The 17,206-nt window shown below is 69.8% G+C and carries 14 protein-coding genes and 1 tRNA gene; 3 read left to right on the plus strand and 12 right to left on the minus strand.

The window, feature by feature from the left end:
• Window positions 1-27 precede the first annotated feature (27 nt).
• From ACW5E8_RS12910 to ACW5E8_RS12925, 4 genes are all read right to left on the minus strand, one after another.
• Complete coding sequence (locus ACW5E8_RS12910) at window positions 28-1,491, minus strand: aldehyde dehydrogenase family protein (RefSeq protein ID WP_456965923.1); 1,464 nt, start codon at window positions 1,489-1,491, stop codon at window positions 28-30.
• A gap of 29 nt (window positions 1,492-1,520) precedes the next feature.
• Window positions 1,521-3,167 carry an acetolactate synthase large subunit gene (locus ACW5E8_RS12915; RefSeq protein ID WP_456965924.1) on the minus strand — a complete coding sequence of 549 codons (1,647 nt, stop codon included), beginning with the start codon at window positions 3,165-3,167 and terminating at the stop codon, window positions 1,521-1,523.
• Window positions 3,168-3,260: 93 nt separating this feature from the next.
• Window positions 3,261-4,604, minus strand: coding sequence for an exodeoxyribonuclease VII large subunit (gene xseA / locus ACW5E8_RS12920; RefSeq protein ID WP_456965925.1), 1,344 nt, complete (start codon window positions 4,602-4,604; stop codon window positions 3,261-3,263).
• 408 nt (window positions 4,605-5,012) lie between these two features.
• The gene (locus ACW5E8_RS12925) at window positions 5,013-5,312 is read right to left on the minus strand and encodes a DUF2218 domain-containing protein (protein ID WP_456965926.1); all 300 of its coding nucleotides are present in this window, start codon (window positions 5,310-5,312) and stop codon (window positions 5,013-5,015) included.
• Between the two features lie 111 nt (window positions 5,313-5,423).
• Between ACW5E8_RS12925 and ispG the strand changes: the two genes are divergently transcribed.
• Both ispG and ACW5E8_RS12935 read left to right on the plus strand, forming a co-directional pair.
• Window positions 5,424-6,689: a flavodoxin-dependent (E)-4-hydroxy-3-methylbut-2-enyl-diphosphate synthase gene (gene ispG / locus ACW5E8_RS12930; RefSeq protein ID WP_456966021.1), complete on the plus strand. Its 1,266-nt coding sequence runs from the start codon at window positions 5,424-5,426 to the stop codon at window positions 6,687-6,689.
• Between the two features lie 16 nt (window positions 6,690-6,705).
• The gene (locus ACW5E8_RS12935; RefSeq protein WP_456965927.1) at window positions 6,706-7,371 is read left to right on the plus strand and encodes a phosphatase PAP2 family protein; all 666 of its coding nucleotides are present in this window, start codon (window positions 6,706-6,708) and stop codon (window positions 7,369-7,371) included.
• Between the two features lie 36 nt (window positions 7,372-7,407).
• On the opposite strand, the gene ACW5E8_RS12940 is transcribed toward ACW5E8_RS12935, so the two are convergent.
• The gene (locus ACW5E8_RS12940) at window positions 7,408-7,983 is read right to left on the minus strand and encodes a hypothetical protein (RefSeq protein WP_456965928.1); all 576 of its coding nucleotides are present in this window, start codon (window positions 7,981-7,983) and stop codon (window positions 7,408-7,410) included.
• Window positions 7,984-7,996: 13 nt separating this feature from the next.
• A complete protein-coding gene (locus ACW5E8_RS12945; RefSeq protein WP_456965929.1) occupies window positions 7,997-8,851 on the minus strand; it encodes a diguanylate cyclase in 855 nt (284 codons plus the stop codon).
• A 117-nt stretch (window positions 8,852-8,968) separates the two neighbouring features.
• Here ACW5E8_RS12945 and ACW5E8_RS12950 point away from each other — a divergent pair, with 117 nt between their 5' ends.
• A complete protein-coding gene (locus ACW5E8_RS12950) occupies window positions 8,969-11,680 on the plus strand; it encodes a protein kinase domain-containing protein (RefSeq protein WP_456965930.1) in 2,712 nt (903 codons plus the stop codon).
• A gap of 13 nt (window positions 11,681-11,693) precedes the next feature.
• Here ACW5E8_RS12950 and ACW5E8_RS12955 read toward each other — a convergent pair whose 3' ends face one another.
• From ACW5E8_RS12955 to ACW5E8_RS12980, 6 genes are all read right to left on the minus strand, one after another.
• The gene (locus ACW5E8_RS12955) at window positions 11,694-12,563 is read right to left on the minus strand and encodes a DMT family transporter (RefSeq protein WP_456966022.1); all 870 of its coding nucleotides are present in this window, start codon (window positions 12,561-12,563) and stop codon (window positions 11,694-11,696) included.
• A 41-nt stretch (window positions 12,564-12,604) separates the two neighbouring features.
• Entirely contained in the window at window positions 12,605-13,666 is a 1,062-nt protein-coding gene (gene murB, locus ACW5E8_RS12960) for a UDP-N-acetylmuramate dehydrogenase (protein ID WP_456965931.1), read from the minus strand.
• Window positions 13,663-14,721: a quinone-dependent dihydroorotate dehydrogenase gene (locus ACW5E8_RS12965; RefSeq protein ID WP_456965932.1), complete on the minus strand. Its 1,059-nt coding sequence runs from the start codon at window positions 14,719-14,721 to the stop codon at window positions 13,663-13,665. The genes murB and ACW5E8_RS12965 overlap by 4 nt, the downstream gene beginning before the upstream one ends.
• An 8-nt stretch (window positions 14,722-14,729) precedes the next feature.
• The gene (gene amaB / locus ACW5E8_RS12970) at window positions 14,730-16,265 is read right to left on the minus strand and encodes an L-piperidine-6-carboxylate dehydrogenase (protein ID WP_456965933.1); all 1,536 of its coding nucleotides are present in this window, start codon (window positions 16,263-16,265) and stop codon (window positions 14,730-14,732) included.
• Between the two features lie 220 nt (window positions 16,266-16,485).
• A tRNA-Arg gene (locus ACW5E8_RS12975) sits at window positions 16,486-16,562 on the minus strand.
• A gap of 220 nt (window positions 16,563-16,782) precedes the next feature.
• Window positions 16,783-17,199, minus strand: coding sequence for an HNH endonuclease (locus ACW5E8_RS12980; RefSeq protein ID WP_456965934.1), 417 nt, complete (start codon window positions 17,197-17,199; stop codon window positions 16,783-16,785).
• Between the last annotated feature and the right edge of the window lie 7 nt (window positions 17,200-17,206).

Here is a 17,206-nt window from a genome sequence, read left to right on the forward strand (position 1 = left end):
GCTGCCCCGGGCTTCGGCCGATTGTGCTCAGCCCGGGTCGCGGATCACCAGCAGGCGTGGTTCGGTCATGTCCTCGATCGCGCTGCGCACGCCTTCGCGGCCCAGCCCTGAATCCCGCACGCCACCATAGGGCATGTTGTCGACGCGGAAGCTCGGCACATCGCCCACCACCACGCCGCCGACCTCGAGCCGGTCCCACGCGCGCATCGCATGCGCCAGGCTGGCGGTGAACACGCCCGCCTGAAGGCCGAAGTCGCTGTCGTTGGCGCGCTCAAGAGCGTCGTCGAAGTCGTCGAAGGCTTCCAGGCAGGCGACCGGGCCGAACACCTCCTTGCGATAGAGGTCGGCATCGCGCGCCACGTTCTCCAGCAGCGCCGCGGGCAGCATGCTGCCCGCGCGCGCGCCGCCGGCGAGCAGCTTCGCGCCGCCCTTGCGCGCGTCGCGGATCCACTGCTCGATGCGCTCGGCGGCCGCCTCATCGATCACCGGGCCCACGAAGGTGCTTTCGTCGCGCGGGTCGCCCATGCGCAGCTTCGCCACCGCGGCCTTGAGCTTGCGCCGCAAGGCGGGGTAGATGTCGGCGTGGGCGATGATGCGCTGAACGCTGATGCAGCTCTGCCCGGACTGGTAGTAGGCGCCGGACACCAGGCGCGCGACGACGTGGTCCAGGTCGGCGCCGGGGTCGGCGTCGACGATGCAGGCGGCGTTGCCGCCGAGTTCCAGCGTCACCTTCTTCTTGCCGGCGCGCGCCTTGAGCTCCCAGCCAACCAGCCCGCCGGTGAAGCTGAGCAGCGCGATGCGCTCGTCCTCGACCAGCAGCGAGGCATCCTCGTTGCTGCAGGGCAGGACCGAGAACGCGCCCTTGGGCAGGTCGGTTTCGGCCAGCACTTCGGCGATGATCAGCGCGCCGACCGGGGTCTTGGCCGCGGGCTTGAGCACGAAGGGACAGCCGGCCGCGATCGCCGGAGCGACCTTGTGCGCGACCAGGTTGAGCGGGAAGTTGAAGGGGGTGATGAAGCTGCAGGCGCCGATCGGCACGCGCTTGACCATGCCGCGGTAGCCGCGGCTGCGCTCCGAGACCTGCAGCTCCAGCACCTCGCCCTCGATGCGTGTGGCTTCGCCGGCGGCGATGCGGAAGGTGTCGATGAGGCGCGCGACTTCGCCGCGCGAGTCGCTGATCGGCTTGCCGGCCTCGATGCACAGCGCCAGTGCCAGTTCCTCCGCGCGCTCGCCGAAGCGCCGCACGCAGTGCTCGAGCACGTCGCGGCGCGCGTCGGGCGGGAACGCGGCCATCGCTGCCCGCGCCCCGTGCGCCGCGACCAGCGCCTTGCGCACGGTGGCGGTGTCGGCAAACGCGACCCGGGTGGCGACCTTGCCGCTGTACTTGTCCAGCACCTCGAGGTCGGTGTTGGCCGCGACCGCGCGGTTCGCGAGGTAGTAGGGGTAGCTGTGGGCAAGGCCGTCCCGCTTCGCCTTCTTCTGCTTCGCCATCTCGTGTTCTCCTCACGCACTCCGGGTGCTCACTCCACCGCCGCGCTCAGGCGCGGGATCTCTTCGTTCAAGAGCCAGTCGTCGTCGCCGTAATCCACCGGCACGTCGATCAGGTCGATGCCCGGTCTCGCCAGCGCCTCGCGCAGCAGCGGCAGCAGTTCGCCGGCCGACGCCGGCCGGTGGCCGCGCGCGCCGTAGCTCTCCGCATACTTCACGAAATCCGGATTGCCGAGGTCCATGCCGTAGTTCGGGAAGTCCTCGTGGGCCTGCTTCCACTTGATCATCCCGTAGGCGTCGTCGCGCAGCACCAGCACCACCAGGTCCAGCTTCAGGCGCACCGCGGTCTCGAGCTCCTGCGAGTTCATCATGAAGCCGCCGTCGCCGCAGACCGCGACCACCTTGCGATCGGGATGGACGATGCGCGCGGCGATGGCGGAGGGCAGGCCTGCGCCCATGGTCGCCAGTGCATTGTCCAGCAGCAGCGTGTTCGGCCGCCGGCAGCGCTGGTTGCGCGCGAACCAGAGCTTGTACAGGCCGTTGTCGAGGCAGGTGATGTCGTCCGGACCCAGCGCCTGCGCCAGGTCGGCGATGATGCGCTGGCTGGCCATCGGGAAGCGGTCGTCCGTACTGCGCTGCCGCAGCTGCTCGCAGAGCGCCGTGCGCACCCGGTCGAAGAAGGCGAAGTCCCAGTGCACCTGCGGCTCGACGGCCTGGCCCAGGCGCCACACCGCATCGGCGATATCGCCCACCACTTCGACCTGCGGAAAGTACACGGCGTCGACCTCGGCGCCGTCGTAGTTGACGTGGATCACCGTGCGCCGGCCCTCGCGCATGAAGAACGGCGGCTTCTCGATGACGTCGTGGCCGATGTTGACGATGCAGTCGGCGGCGTCGATCGCGCGGTGCACGTAGTCGTGGTCGGACAGCGCGGCGGTGCCGATCCACAGCGGGTCGGTCTCGTCGAGCACGCCCTTGCCCATCTGGGTGCTGAAGAAGGGGATGCCGAGCCGGTCGACGAAGCCGCGCAGCGCGCGCGCGGTGGTCTTGCGGTTGGCGCCGGCGCCGATCATCAACAGCGGGTGGCGGGCGTCGCGGATCGCCTCCGCGGCGCGCGCGATCGCCTTGTGCTCGGCGACCGGCCTGCGCGAATACGACCTGGCGATCGGCACCGCATCCGTCGGGTCGCCGGCGACGTCCTGCGGCAGTTCCAGATGGGTGGCGCCCGGGCGCTCCTCTTCGGCGCGGCGGAAGGCTTCGCGCACGCGCGCGGGGATGCTGTCGGCCGAGACCAGTTGGCGCGTGTACTTGGTCAGCGGACGCAGGGTGCCGACCGTGTCGATGATCTGGAAGTGGCCCTGGCGGCTGCTGCGGATCGGCTTCTGGCCGGTGATCATCAGCATCGGCATGGCGCCGAGCTGGGCGTAGGCGGCCGCGGTGACCAGGTTGGTCGCGCCCGGGCCCAGCGTGCTCAGGCAGACGCCGGCGCGGCCGGTGAGGCGGCCGCAGGTCGCCGCCATGAAGCCGGCGGCCTGTTCGTGGCGGGTGAGAATCAGGTGGATGCCCGAGGTGCGCAGCGATTCGAGCAGGTCCAGGTTTTCTTCGCCCGGGATGCCGAAGACGTATTCGACGCCCTCGGCCTGGAGTGCGGCGACCAGCAGGTCGGACGCTTTGGCCATGTGGATCTGCCTCCATGTGGCTGCCGTCGGTGCAGGCAGTATGGAGGTCGCGACGTTAGCGTCAGGCGAGCGTGCGCCGCGGCGCCGGACGGCTCAGTCGTTCCCGCCCTCGACGCGTACCTGCAGCTCGCCGTCGCCGACGCGGGCGGTAAGGCGGTCGCCTGGCGCCGCATCGCCGGTGCTGCGCACCACGCGGCCATCGTCGTGCCGCAGGATGGCGTAGCCGCGCGCCACCGTGGCCAGCGGACTCACCGCTTGCAGCGAACGCGCAAGGCCGCGCAGGCGCAGGGTATCGGCCTGCAGCCGTCGCGCGACGGCGGCCTGCGGACGCGGCCCGAGCGCAGCCAGCCGATCGCGCAGGATCGCCAGTCGCCGCTCCGGGCGGGTCGCGCGAAGCACCGCGTCTGCATGGCGCAGGCGGGCACGCAGCGCGGCATCGCGCACCTGCCAGGCCGAGTGCAGCCGCCGCAGCGCCTGCTGCTGGCGCTCGCCCAGTGCACGCAGCCGCATCTGCGGCGCCAGCGCCTGCAGCCGCAGCGAGGCCCGGTCGGCGCGCTGCATCCGGTCGCGCATGCGCTGCAGGTGCAGCGCGGCGAGGCGCTGGTGCAGGCCGCGCATCCGGGTACCCACGTCGACCGCGTTGGGCACCACCAGCTCCCCCGCCACCGAAGGCGTGGGCGCGCGAACGTCGGCCGCGAAGTCGGCGAGGGTGAAGTCGGTCTCGTGTCCGATCGCCGAGACCACGGGTACGTCCGACGCCGCGATGGCGCGCGCCAGCGCCTCGTCGTTGAACGCCCACAGGTCTTCCAGCGAACCCCCGCCGCGCGCCAGCACCAGCACGTCGTAGCGACCGCTGGCCGCCGCGCGTTCGAGCATGCCGCGGATCTGCACCGCCGCGGTGTCGCCCTGCACCGGCACCGGCAGCACCTCGGCCTCGACCAGCGGAAAGCGTCGCGCCAGCACGCTCAGCACGTCGCGCACGGCGGCGCCCGAGGGCGAGGTGATGATGCCCACGCGCCGCGCATAGGCCGGCAGCGGGCGCTTGCGCGCAGCGTCGAACAGTCCTTCGGCCTCCAGCTTCGCCTTGAGCTCTTCGAAGGCGCGGCGCAGCGCGCCTTCGCCGGCTTCTTCCAGCGAATCGAGGATCAGCTGGTAGTCGCCGCGGGCCTCGTACAGCGTGAGCCGGCCGCGCGCGAGCACGCGAAGCCCTTCGCGTGGCTGGAAGCGCAGCCCCTGGCTCCTCTGCCGGAACAGCGCGCAGCGGACCTGTGCGCGGGCGTCCTTGAGGGTGAAGTACAGGTGCCCGGACGCAGGCCGCGACAGGTTGCCGAGTTCGCCTTCGACGACGACCACCGGGAATGCGTCCTCCAGCAGGCTGCGCGCCAGGGCGTTGAGCTGGCTCGGGCTGAGGACGTTTTCGTTCTGGGGGGCGGGCATGCAGTCAGGATACCGGGGTCGCGGAGTGGCGGGTCGCTGTGTGGCGGGTCGGTGGGTACTCCGTGGGCGTCGCAGCGGAGCTGCTCTTGATGCCCACTCCGCACCCACCGCCCCGGCATGGCGACATTTTCGCGGCCGGTGGGAGAGCGGGGTTGCCGCGGTTTTTGTGTGGGAGCGGCTATTGCCGCGAATCCACCGGTGCCCGCGCGGCTCACGGTTTGGCAAGCCTGCAGGTCAGACGGGATCGCGAGCACTTGCTTTTGCCCTCCCCCCAGCCAGCCGGATCGATGGCAGCGGAGGGTGGGTGGGTACGCAGCCGGCATAAAGACCACCACGTGGTCAGCCGGCGGAGTACCTACCCAGCCTCCGCCCTCGCCAAGTGACGGAGTTGGACTCCGACCCAACCTTTCAGTCAGCGCCCTGCGCCGTCTGCCAGCTGATTTCCAGGGTTTCGCCTCGGGCCATGCGTTCAAGGTGCGAGGCGACCACCTCCTGGATCCGGGCGAGTTGCGCCTCGTCGGGAGCCTCCACCCGTGCCTCCAGGGCCGCGGGTCCGGCGGCCAGGTGGGCGACGGTGTCCGCATCGAAGACCACCCGGGCCTGGCTGTCGTCGAAGCTGACCTCGAGCTTGTGCGCCCAGTGCGTGCACAGGCGCTTGATCAGGCGGCTGGCGTCGGCGGTGGCGATGGTGGCGGTGGAAACGGGCATGGCGGGGCCTCTCGTGGGATCGTAGATGAACTGGGGGACAGTGCCCCCGGTAACAACCGTCGCGGCGCGGACTAAAATGGAACGATGAACGCCATCACCGACACCCGCCACATGGACGCCGCCCACACGCTTGAAGAATGGGCGTTCGGCCCGGCGCCGCGGCGCGCGACCCGCCAGGTGATGGTGGGGAAGATCGCCGTCGGCGGTGAGGCGCCGGTGGTGGTGCAGTCGATGACCAACACCGACACCGCCGATATCGACGGCACCGTGAAGCAGGTCGCCGCGCTGTGGCGCGCGGGATCGGAGCTGGTGCGGGTCACGGTCAACAACCCGGAGTCCGCGGCAGCGGTGCCGCGCATCGTCGAGAAGCTGGCGATGATGGGGCTGGAGGTGCCGATCATCGGTGACTTCCACTACAACGGGCACCAACTGCTTGCCGGCGAGCCGGCCTGTGCGGAAGCGCTGGCGAAGTACCGCATCAATCCCGGCAACGTCGGCTTCGGTCGGAAGAAGGACCTGCAGTTCGCGCAGCTCATCGAGTTCGCGATGAAGCACGGCAAGCCGGTGCGCATCGGTGCCAACTGGGGGTCGCTCGACCAGGCCCTGGCGACGGCGCTGATGGACGAGAACGCGGCGCGCGCCGAGCCGCGCGATGCCGGCCGCGTGCTGCGCGAAGCGCTGATCCGTTCGGCCCTGGAGTCCGCGGAGCGCGCGGTCGAGCTGGGCCTCGGGCGCGACAGGATCATCCTGTCGGCCAAGGTCAGCGGCGTGCAGGAGCTGATCGCGGTGTACCGCGACCTCGCCCTGCGCAGCGACTTCGCCCTGCACCTCGGCCTGACCGAGGCCGGCATCGGCAGCAAGGGCATCGTCGCTTCCAGCGCGGCGCTGGCGGTGCTGATGCAGGAAGGCATCGGCGACACCATCCGCATCTCGCTCACGCCCGAGCCCGGCGCGCCGCGTACGCAGGAAGTGGTGGTGGCCCAGGAGCTGCTGCAGACCATGGGCCTGCGCGCGTTCACGCCGATGGTCACCGCCTGCCCGGGCTGTGGCCGCACCACGTCCGAGTTCTTCCAGGAGCTGGCCAAGGTGGTGCAGGAGCACGTGCGCGCGAAGATGCCGGAGTGGAAGATCACCCATCCCGGCGCCGAGCACCTGACGCTGGCGGTGATGGGCTGCATCGTCAACGGCCCGGGAGAGTCGCGCCACGCCGACATCGGCATCTCGCTGCCGGGCACGGGCGAGGCACCGGCGGCGCCGGTGTTCATCGATGGCCAGAAGGCCGTGACCCTGCGCGGTGACAACATCGCCGCCGAATTCGTCGGCCTCATCGACACCTACGTCGACCAGCGGTATGGCCGGGCCGCGCACGCCGGCTGAGGCCGTCGGGAACCTGATGTCGGAAGCCCGCTTCGGCGCCGGCTTCCTGCAGCGCCACGGTTGGCGCCTGGTACTGGTGTTCGCCGGCCTGCTGCTGCCGCTCTGGGGATTCGCCGAACTGGCCGACGAGGTGCTGGAGGGCGAACCGTTCGCCTTCGACGAGCCGATCCTGCTGTTCGCGCACGGACTGGCGCGCGAAGGGTTCGATCGCGTGTTCCTGCTGGCTTCGAAGCTGGGCTACGAGTGGGGCGTGGTCCCCGTGGACATCCTGCTGGTGCTGGGCCTGGCCTTGGCCGGGCGGCGTCGTGACGGCCTGTTCGCGGGCGTCTCCCTGGCGGGCTCCGGCCTGCTGAATGTCGCCGCCAAGCAGGCCTTCGCGCGCGACCGCCCCACGCTGTGGGAATCGATCGCGCCCGAGCACAACTTCAGCTTTCCCAGTGGCCACGCCATGGGCTCGATGACGCTGGCGATGGTGCTGGTGCTGCTGTGCTGGCAGACGCGTTGGCGCTGGCCGGTGCTGGCCGCGATGTTGGTCTTCGTGCCACTGGTCGGGTTCTCGCGGGTCTATCTGGGCGTGCACTACCCGTCGGATATCCTCGCGGGATGGGCCGCGGCGATGGCATGGACGGCTGCGGCGTGGGTGCTGGTCTGCCACCGCTGGCGACGCCCCCCGCGGGAGTAGCCGGCATGCCGCGGCGGCGTGCCGGCCCGCTGGCCGCTACTCGCCCACCGGCTCCGGATAGACGTCGCTGATCCAGCCGATTTCCACGCCCTGCGGCAGCGAGCAGTTGAGGTTCGGGAATTCGAAGCCGTCCGGGAACTCGGGGGCGCTCCAGTTCAGGACAGCCTCGCCCCTTGGGGCGATCGTGGCCGATTTCGGGAAGTACGTGGGCGTGAGCCGGTTCAGCAGGCCGTTGACGAGCGTGCAGTTCACGGTTGCCGCCGCAGCGCCGCGGTTGACGAAGATAGCGGCCACCGAGGTGCGCTCGTAATTGAACATGTTGTTGGCTTCCAGCGAGCACCCGACGAATGCACCCGTCGTGCCTTCGTTCGCGATGGCAAGCGGCCGCTTGCGCAGCGCGCCTTCGAAGCTTGGCAGGGAGCCTTGGCAGACATTGACGGCTGCGCGGATCTGGAAGCGCGTGATGTCGGCGGCGAGTGCGTCGCCGGTGCTGGCGAGGAGCAGAGCGGCGGAGAACAGGGTGGTGACGGAAGCAAGCTGCATGAATCCGATTCCTTGTGGCTGACGGGTCAGGAACGTAAACGTGCAAGCCCTGCCGCGCAGGACATTCACGCCCGCGGCGAACTCAGGCGCTCACGCGCGTCCGGTTGCGGCCCTCGGCCTTGGCGCGGTACAGCGCAGCGTCGGCCGCGGCCATCAGGCTGGCGCGCGTGGCGCGTGCCGCCGACACCGTGGCGATGCCGATGCTCACCGTGACCTGCCGCGGGTCGCCGCCCGGGGAAAACCGGGTCGCGGCCACGGCCAGGCGCAGGCGCTCGGCGAATGCCTCCGCGGCCGCGGTATCGCTTTCGCACAGGAGCACTGCGAACTCCTCGCCGCCGATGCGCCCGGCGATATCGCCGTCGCGCACATGGGCACGCACCACCGCGGCCAGCCGGCGCAGCACCTCGTCGCCCTCGATATGGCCGTAGTGGTCGTTCACCGGCTTGAACAGGTCGACGTCGATGATGCACAGCGCCAGCAGGCGGCCATGGCGCACCGATCGCGCGATTTCCTTGTCGGCCAGCTCGCAGAAGTGGCGGCGGTTGAACAGCTCGCTGAGGGCATCGTGCGTGGCGAGCTGGTAGATCTCTTCGTGGTAGCGGGCTTCGACGCTGGTCTGGCTGATGAACTTGAGGATGCTCTCGCCGACGGTGACGTGGTCGCCGTCGACCAGCCCGCACTCGTCGATGCGCTGGTCGTTGACCTGCACCGGGTTGGTCGCACCGAGGTCGCGGATGCGATATGCGTCGCCTTCGCGCCACACCCGGCAGTGCTCCCGGGACACGCTCTTGTGGCTGATGGAGAGGTCGGCGTCGTGGGAGCGACCGATGAGCACCGGCGCATCCTCCACGTCGACGCGCCGGCCCAGGCCTTCGCCATGGATGACCACCAGGCACGCCGTGCGCGGCGCAGGCCGCGTGGGCCCTGCGCTGATCATGGTGCGTTGCGTGGTCTCGTCCGCCATCGACGGCGTCCCCTCTCGTGAGCGCGCAAGTGTAGCCGCCCGCACGCAGGCGGGCACCCGCGGTAGCATGGGCAGAAGGGGGGAAACAGCATGATCCAGGGCGTTGACGAGGATCCGGACCGCACCGAACTGCTGGCCACGCGCGCCTCCGGCGCCGTCGTGGCCGACGCCGCGGCCTTGCCGCCGGGCGCCCGCATCGGGCGATACCGGGTGGTGGAGCTGCTCGGTCGCGGCGGCATGGGCGAGGTGTACCGCGCGGAGCAGCTGGAGCCGGTGCGCCGCACGGTGGCGCTCAAGCTGATGCGCGGCCGGCGGCTCGAGGCGCGGCACCTGGCGTATTTCGAGGTCGAGCGGCAGATGTTGGCGCAGATGCGCCACCCCGCGATCGCGCAGGTCTTCGACGCCGACACCACGCCCGACGGCCAGCCCTATTTCGCGATGGAGTTCATCGCCGGAAGTGCGCTCACCGATTACTGCGAAGCAAAGCAGCTGCCGCTCGCGGAGCGCTTGCGCCTGCTGGTCGGCATCTGCGAAGGCGTGCAGCACGCGCACCAGAAGGGCGTGGTGCATCGCGACCTGAAGCCGGCCAACCTGCTGGTGGACGAGGTCGACGGCCGGCCCATGCCGAAGATCATCGATTTCGGCATCGCCACCGCGGCGGCGGGCGCCGGGGTCGCGGGCCGGGAAGTCGCGGGCACGCCGGACTACATGAGCCCCGAGCAGGCGGCCGGCGACCAGGCACGCGTGGACACGCGCAGCGACGTCTACTCGCTGGGCGTGGTGCTGTTCGAACTCTTGACCGGCCAGCGCCCGACGCTTGCCGGCGAAACCGTGGCCGGCACCGCGCACACGCAGCGCCTGCCTTCGCATCAGCTCGCGACGCTACCTCCGGTCGAAGGCAAGCGCCTGGCGCGCGGGCAGGGCGTGAGCGTGCCGCGGATGCGCCGCCTGCTCCGCCATGAGCTGGACTGGGTGGTCGCGCGCGCGATGGCGCATGACCGCGGCGACCGCTACGCGTCGGCCTCGGCCCTGGCCGACGATCTCCGCCGCTTCCTCGATGGCCGTGCGCTGGCCGCGGTGCCGGCCTCGCGCCGCTACGTGGCCGGGAAATTCATCCGCAGGCATCGCGCGGGCATTGCGGCGGCCTCGGTGGCCGCGGTGGCGCTCGTCGCCGGCCTGGCGATGTCGGTGCACGGCCTGGTGCAGGCGCGTACGCAGCGCGCCATCGCCGAAGAGCGGAGCGCGCAGCTGGAAACCGTGGCCGCGTTCCAGCAGTCCATGCTCGAGGACGTCGACATCGAGGCCATGGGCGGTGCGCTGGCCGCCGGGCTGCGCGAGCAGCTGGAACGCGCCGGGCCCGATGCAGCCACGGCGCTGGACGCGGTGCTGTTCCATGCCGATACCACCGACATCGCGCGGGGCCTGGTTGACGGCAACATCCTGGCCCGCGCCGAGGACGCCATCGCGCGTGATTTCGCCGGACAGCCGCTGCTCGAAGCCGACCTGACCGAATCGGTCGCCGGGGTGCGCAAGGCCCTGGGCCTGGAGGCGGCGGCGGCGCGCAGCTACGCCCGGGCCGCGGCGATCCGCGCGCGTGAACTCGGTCCGGGCGCGCCGGCCACCCTGGCTGCCCGCCGCGAACAGGCGGAGTCGCTGCGGGCGTCAGGCGAGTTCGAGGCTGCGCGCACGGTCATCGACGACGCGCTGGCACTGGCGGCGATGCTGCCGGCCGGTGATCCGCTCCGGCTGAAAATCGAGCAGACCGATGCGGACGTCCTGGCTTCGATGGGCGATCGCCCAGGGGCCCGGAGTCGGCTGGAAGCGCTGCACGTTCGCGCAGTCGCCGCACTCGGGGCCGAGGCGCCCGAGTCCACCTCGATCCTGGGCGGACTCGCGGTGCTGCAGGCACGGATGGGCGACCCACAGTCCGGACTGGCATCGATGGAGCAGTTGCTGGCGATCCATGAGCGCGTGTCCGGACCCGAAGCGCCGCAGACGGCCAACGCCCTCCACAACATCGCCCCGATGCGCATGATGACCGGGGACCCCGAAGGCGCGATCGAACTGCAACGCCGGGTCGTCGAACTGCGCACGCGGCAGCTCGGCGCGGAACATGCCACGACCCTTGGCGCGCGAGAGAACCTGGTCGCGTTCCTCGCCGACGCGGGGGAGTTCGAGGCGTCGCTCAGGCTGGGCGAGGAGGTGATCGCGGCGCTGGAGCGCGCGCATGGTCCCGGCCATCGGGCCACGCTGCGCGCCAAGGTCAACCGGTCGACCGCACTCGCGCGCATCGGTGATCACGAGGGCGCGCTCGCCCTGCAGGCGGAGGTGCTGGACGCGCGGACGCGGCTGTATGGGGCAGGGCATCCGGACACGGTCTTCATCGCGATCAACCGGGCGGGCACGCTGCTGCAGTCGGGTCGACCGGAGGAATCGTTGGCGACCGTCGCACCCCTGGCGCCACTGGCGCGGGAAGTCCTGGGTGCCCGCCATCCCCAGGCGCAGGCGGCGCTGCAGATCCTGGGTGAAGCCCAGGCGGAGACCGGCAGCCACGCGGCGGCCGCGACGACGTTCGCGCAGCTGCTGGCCGACCGACGCGAGTCGCTCGGTGGCGACCACCACGTGACGATCGGGACCGCGGCGCAGCTGGCCGACGCACTGGATGCCGTCGGGCGCGTCGACGAGGCCGCGGCGGTGCGCAGGGAACTGGTCGCGCCGCTGCTGGCCGCCGACCCCGAGGGACTGTCGCCGCCGCTGCGCAAGCTGGCCGAGGACTTGGCCGACCCCGGGCGCCGCGGCTGACTACGCGGCGACGCTATTCCGCCGGCTTCGCAGCCTCGGCCGGCGCCGTGGTCGCCGCGCGCCGCCCCAGCTGCACCTCGCGGTGCGCGATATAGGCATTGGCGACGAGGATGATGCCGGCGCCGAGCAGGGTCCAGCGCGTGGGTTCCTCGCCGAACAGCAGCCACGCGGCCAGCGCCACCAGGGGCAGCTGTACGAAGCTGATCGGCTGCAGCGCCGAGACCTCGCCGATCTTCAGCGCCCGCGTCCACAGCAGCTGGCCGCCGGTGCCGAACGCGCCGATCAGCAGCAGCCACAGCCAGGTGATGCCCTGCGGCCACTCCCATGCGAACAGCGCCGGCACCAGCGACATCGGCACCCAGAACACGTAGGTGTAGAAGACGATCGTGTCGGCGGCATCCACCCGCGAGAGCTGCTTGATCTGGATCGCGACCAGGGCCGAGAGCAGGGCGCCGGACAGCGCCACCAGGGTGCCGAGGCTGAACTCCGCGCTGCCGGGACGCACGATCACCAGCACGCCGACCAGGCCGATCACCACCGCCGACCAGCGTCGCAGGCGCACCGTCTCGCCGAGGATGAACACCGCGGCCACGGTAGCGAACAGCGGGGCGGCATACGACAGCGACACCGCCTGCGCCATCGGCAGGTGTCCCAGCGCCCAGAAGCCGCACAGCATCGAGCCCACGCCGATCGCGCAGCGCAGCACGTAGCGCGGCAGCTGCTTGGTGCGCGGCAGCCGCCAGCTGCCGCGGAACAGGAAGGGCAGCAGGAACAGCAGGCCGAAGAAGTTGCGGAAGAACGCGATCTGGTAGGTCGACAGGTCCGCCGAGGCCAGGCGGATGGTCACCGCCATGGCCGCGAAGAAACTGGTGCTTCCCAGCATCAGCAGCGCGGCGCGCGCCTGCGGACTGGTGCTTGCCGCGCTCACCAGTGGGCGCCGACAAGGCGCGGTTCGGGTTCCAGCGCCACACCGAAGCGTGACTGCACGGAGCTTGCGATGCGCCGCGCCAGCGCCAGCAGATCCGCACCGCTGGCAGCGCCGTAGTTGACCAGCACCAGTGCATGCCCGGGCGCGACGCCGGCATCGCCGTCGCGATGGCCCTTCCAGCCGGATGCGTCGATCAGCCAGGCGGCCGACAGTTTGCGCAGGCCCGGGATGCCGGCGTCGAAGCCGGGCATGCCGGGGTGGGCCGCGGCCAAGGCGTCGGCCTGCGCCGCCGGCACGATGGGGTTCTTGAAAAAGCTGCCGGCGTTGGCAAGCAGGACCGGATCGGGGAGCTTGCGCCTGCGGATGCGGCACACGGCATCGGACACCTGTGCCGGCGTGGGCGCGCTGATGCCCATGGCCGCCAGCTCGTCACCGATGCCCGAATACGAAAGCTCCAGACGCGGCCGGCGCGTGAGCGCGAACTCCACCGCGGTGACGATCCAGCGATCTTTCTCGCGCTTGAAGCGGCTGTCGCGGTAGGCGAAGCCGCAGTCGGCGGCGGCCAGGCGCACCAGGGCGCCCGCGTCGCGGTCCCAGGCCTCCACCATGTGTACGCGCCGGTCGAGTTCGACGCCATAGGCGCCGATGTTCTGGATCGGCGCGGCGCCGACGGTGCCCGGGATCAGCGACAGGTTCTCGAGGCCGGAGAGGCCAAGTGCCAGGGACTGCAGCACGAAGTCATGCCAGCCGCGCCCGGCTCCGGCGCGCACCACCACCGTGTCGCCATCGTCGGCAACCACGGACACGGCATCGCAGGTCAGCGCCAGCGCCACGCCTTCGAGGTCGGCGGCGAACAGGAGGTTGCTGCCGCCGCCCAGCACCAGCAGCTCGCCCTCGGCGATGCGCGGATCGGCAAGCACCGCCGGCAGCGCGGCGTCATCGGCGACCTCGGCCAGCCAACGTGCACGCGCGGGCACGCGCAGGCTGGTGCGTCCGCGCAGGTCGGCGTCTTGCGTCCAGCGCACGGCGGTATCGGTATCGATGGCGGCTGCGTTCACAGGTTGGGAAGGTTGCCGCGGCTGGGGGCTTCCTTGCGCCGCCGGATGGCTTCGACGCACTCGCCGATCAGCTCCGGTCCGCGGTACACCAGGCCGGTGTAGAGCTGCACCAGCGATGCGCCGGCCGCGGTCTTCTTGGCGGCGTCGGCGCCGGAGAGGATGCCGCCCACGCCCATCAGCGGAATGTCGCCGGGCAGGCGCGTACGCAGCATGCGCAGCACCGCGGTGGACTTGTTCATCACCGGCTCGCCCGACAGGCCGCCGGTCTGGTGCGCATGGGCGTGGCCCTGCACCGCGATGCGCGACACCGTGGTGTTGGTGGCGATCACGCCGTCGACGCCAAGGTCGCCGAGCACGCGCGCGGCGGCGTCGATGTCCTCGTCGGTGAGGTCGGGCGCGACCTTCACCAGCAGCGGCACGCGGCGGCCATGGCGAGAGGCCAGGCGTTCCTGCGCGTCGCGCAGTTCACCCACCAGGCGCCGCAGCGACTGCTCTTCCTGCAGCTCGCGCAGGCCCGCGGTGTTGGGCGAGGACACGTTGACGGTGACGTAGTCGGCCAGCGTGTAAACGCGCTCGAGGCAGTGGATGTAGTCGGTGTGCGCCGACTCGTTCGGCGTGTCCTTGTTCTTGCCGATGTTGATGCCCAGCAGGCCGTCGCCGCGGCGACGCGCGCGGCGGACGTTGCGCACCAGTGCGTCGACGCCGTCATTGTTGAAGCCGAGGCGGTTGATGATCGCCCGGTGCTGCGGCAGGCGGAACATGCGCGGCTTCTGGTTGCCCGGCTGCGGCCGCGGCGTGACGGTGCCGACCTCCACGAAGCCGAAACCCAGCGCCAGCAGCGCGTCGATGTGCTCGCCGTTCTTGTCCAGCCCGGCGGCCAGGCCGACCGGGTTGGGGAAACGCAGCCCGAACACGCTCGTCGGGAACGGCCGCGGCCTGCCGCCCAGCACGCGCTGCATCCGCAGGCGGTGCAGGGCCTCGATCGATGACAAGCCGAGGCCGTGCGCGCGCTCCGCGTCGAGGGCGAACAGGAAGGGCCGCGCCAACCCGTACATGGATGTCCTCAGATGTCGAACTTGATGCCCTGGGCCAGCGGCAGCGCGTCGGAATAGTTGATGGTATTCGTTTGCCGGCGCATATAGGCACGCCACGCGTCCGAGCCCGATTCGCGGCCACCGCCGGTGTCCTTCTCGCCGCCGAAGGCGCCGCCGATCTCGGCGCCGGAGGTGCCGATGTTGACGTTGGCGATGCCGCAGTCCGAGCCTGCCGCCGACAGGAAGGCTTCGGCGCGCTTGAGGTTGCTGGTGAAGATCGACGACGACAGGCCCTGGGGCACGTCGTTCTGCATGGCGATCGCGTCCTCGAGCTCCGAGTACTTCATCACGTACAGGATCGGGGCGAAGGTTTCGGTCTGCACCACTTCGGCATCGTTGGACAGGCCGGTGACGATCGCCGGGCGCACGAAGAAGCCCTTGCGGTCTGTGAAGGCGGTGCCGCCGCTCTCGATCGTGCCGCCGGCCCCCTTGGCCTGCGCGATCGCCGCAAGGAAGGCATCCACGGCGGACTGGCTGTTGAGCGGACCCATCAGGTTGGCGGCGTCGGTCGGGTCGCCGATCTTCGTTTCGACCTGCGCATAGGCGGTCTTGAGCTTCTCCAGCACGTCGTCATGGATCGACTCGTGGATGAAGACGCGGCGGGTGCTGGTGCAGCGCTGGCCGGCGGTGCCGACGGCGCCGAACACGATCGCCGGGATCGCGAGCTTCAGGTCGGCGGTCTCGTCGACGATCATGGCGTTGTTGCCGCCGAGCTCGAGCAGCGAACGGCCCAGGCGGCGCGCGACGCGCTCGCCCACGGTGCGGCCGACCTTGGTCGATCCGGTGAAGCTGACCAGACCGATGCGCTTGTCATCCACCATGCGCTCGGCCAGCGCGTTGTCGGTGTCGTTGAACAGGAAGAACAGGTCCGGGTAGCCGCCATCGCGCAGGGCTTCGTTGCAGATGCGCACCGAGGCGATCGCCGACAGCGGGGTCTTGCCCGAGGGCTTCCAGATCGAAATGTCGCCGCAGGCCGCGGCAATGAGCGCATTCCACGCCCAGACCGCCACGGGGAAGTTGAAGGCCGAGATGATCCCGACCAGGCCCAGCGGGTGCCACTGCTCGTACATGCGGTGGCCGGGGCGCTCGGAATGCATGGTCAGGCCGTAGAGCTGGCGCGACAGGCCGACGGCGAAATCGCCGATGTCGATCATTTCCTGCACCTCGCCGTCGCCCTCGGGCTTGGACTTGCCCATTTCCAGCGCGACCAGCGACCCCAGCATGTCCTTGTTGGCGCGCAGCGCGTTGGCGCACAGGCGCACGGCTTCGCCGCGCAGCGGTGCCGGCGTGGTGCGCCAGACCTTGAACGCGGCCTGGGCGCGCTCGACGATGCGCTCGTAGTCCGCTTCCGAAGCCGCATGCACCTGGCCCAGCACCGAGCCGTCGGTCGGGTTCACCGGTTCCAGGATCCCGGCATCGCGGGTCGACGACCATTCGCCCTGGCCGAGGTAGGTGCCGGATTCGGTGGCGGACAGGCCGAGGGCGGCGAGGACGGGATGGGTCATGGGGGAAGCTCCTGGAAGTCATGGATGCGGCGCGAAATCGCCTGCAGCGCGTGGTGCCCCCGGCGCGATTCGAACGCACGACCTTCCCCTTAGGAGGGAAAAGCCGCCATCGGCCAAAGGGCTTTAAAATCAATATTTTGCGATGTTTTTTCTGTCGTCTGGGTCAAAAGTTGGGGCAAAACCTTGATTCTTCCCTCAACAACGACCCACACACGGCTTTTGGTGACCCTGGAGGGACTTGAACCCCCAACCTCATCCTTAGGAGGGATGCGCTCTATCCAGTTGAGCTACAGGGCCGTTTCAGCCAGTAAGGATAGCAAGGGCACAGGGCTCACCCCAACCCGTAAAGGGATCCATGTGCGTCTTGGTGCGGCAATCCCCGCACACTTTCTGTCGCGGCAGGACGCTGTAGACGATTGAGGGCGTCGATGTAGCCGGTGTCTAGGTCACAGCAGGGCGCTGATTCCGATCGATGCATTCACCGCCGTTAGCAACGGATCAGCAGTTCCCCGGCAGGCTATGAGCATTCAATCGAAGTCAGTTCAGGTTCCCGCTCATGCAAAGCATGATGGCGCTCAAGAGAAGATTTCGATGGGCGGTTGTTCAGGCGTCGTGGCAAATTCATCAATTGCCCATGGAGATTCACGGACACCAACTTATCGAAATCAGGGTAATGGCCATCTTGCATCGGAGCATCGTGGAAAGCGATGCGATGGTCATGCCTGGCGGTTAAAAACCCCTGGTCAAAAAGCTTGTGATGCAGGCCGTTTAGAAGAACTCCATTACGTATATCCATGCGCTCGGACGGATTCGCGAGCGACCAGGGGACTGTGTGGGCTGCCTCAAGGGATGCGTAAAATGTAATACCCGTAAAGCTGCATGTCTTGTTGTACGCCTTCAGCAGTGCCTCGTGGAAAATTCTGCTTAACACCACGAGCCTT

The sequence above is a fragment of the Luteimonas sp. A649 genome, assembly GCF_054072735.1.

Coding starts and splice junctions, on each gene's coding strand:
- ACW5E8_RS12910 (WP_456965923.1), bottom strand. CDS start 1,491: ATGGCGAAGCAGAAGAAGGCGAAGCGGGACGGCCTTGCCCACAGCTAC.
- ACW5E8_RS12915 (WP_456965924.1), bottom strand. CDS start 3,167: ATGGCCAAAGCGTCCGACCTGCTGGTCGCCGCACTCCAGGCCGAGGGC.
- xseA (WP_456965925.1), bottom strand. CDS start 4,604: ATGCCCGCCCCCCAGAACGAAAACGTCCTCAGCCCGAGCCAGCTCAAC.
- ACW5E8_RS12925 (WP_456965926.1), bottom strand. CDS start 5,312: ATGCCCGTTTCCACCGCCACCATCGCCACCGCCGACGCCAGCCGCCTG.
- ispG (WP_456966021.1), top strand. CDS start 5,424: ATGGACGCCGCCCACACGCTTGAAGAATGGGCGTTCGGCCCGGCGCCG.
- ACW5E8_RS12935 (WP_456965927.1), top strand. CDS start 6,706: ATGTCGGAAGCCCGCTTCGGCGCCGGCTTCCTGCAGCGCCACGGTTGG.
- ACW5E8_RS12945 (WP_456965929.1), bottom strand. CDS start 8,851: ATGATCAGCGCAGGGCCCACGCGGCCTGCGCCGCGCACGGCGTGCCTG.
- ACW5E8_RS12950 (WP_456965930.1), top strand. CDS start 8,969: ATGATCCAGGGCGTTGACGAGGATCCGGACCGCACCGAACTGCTGGCC.
- ACW5E8_RS12955 (WP_456966022.1), bottom strand. CDS start 12,563: ATGCTGGGAAGCACCAGTTTCTTCGCGGCCATGGCGGTGACCATCCGC.
- ACW5E8_RS12965 (WP_456965932.1), bottom strand. CDS start 14,721: ATGTACGGGTTGGCGCGGCCCTTCCTGTTCGCCCTCGACGCGGAGCGC.
- amaB (WP_456965933.1), bottom strand. CDS start 16,265: ATGACCCATCCCGTCCTCGCCGCCCTCGGCCTGTCCGCCACCGAATCC.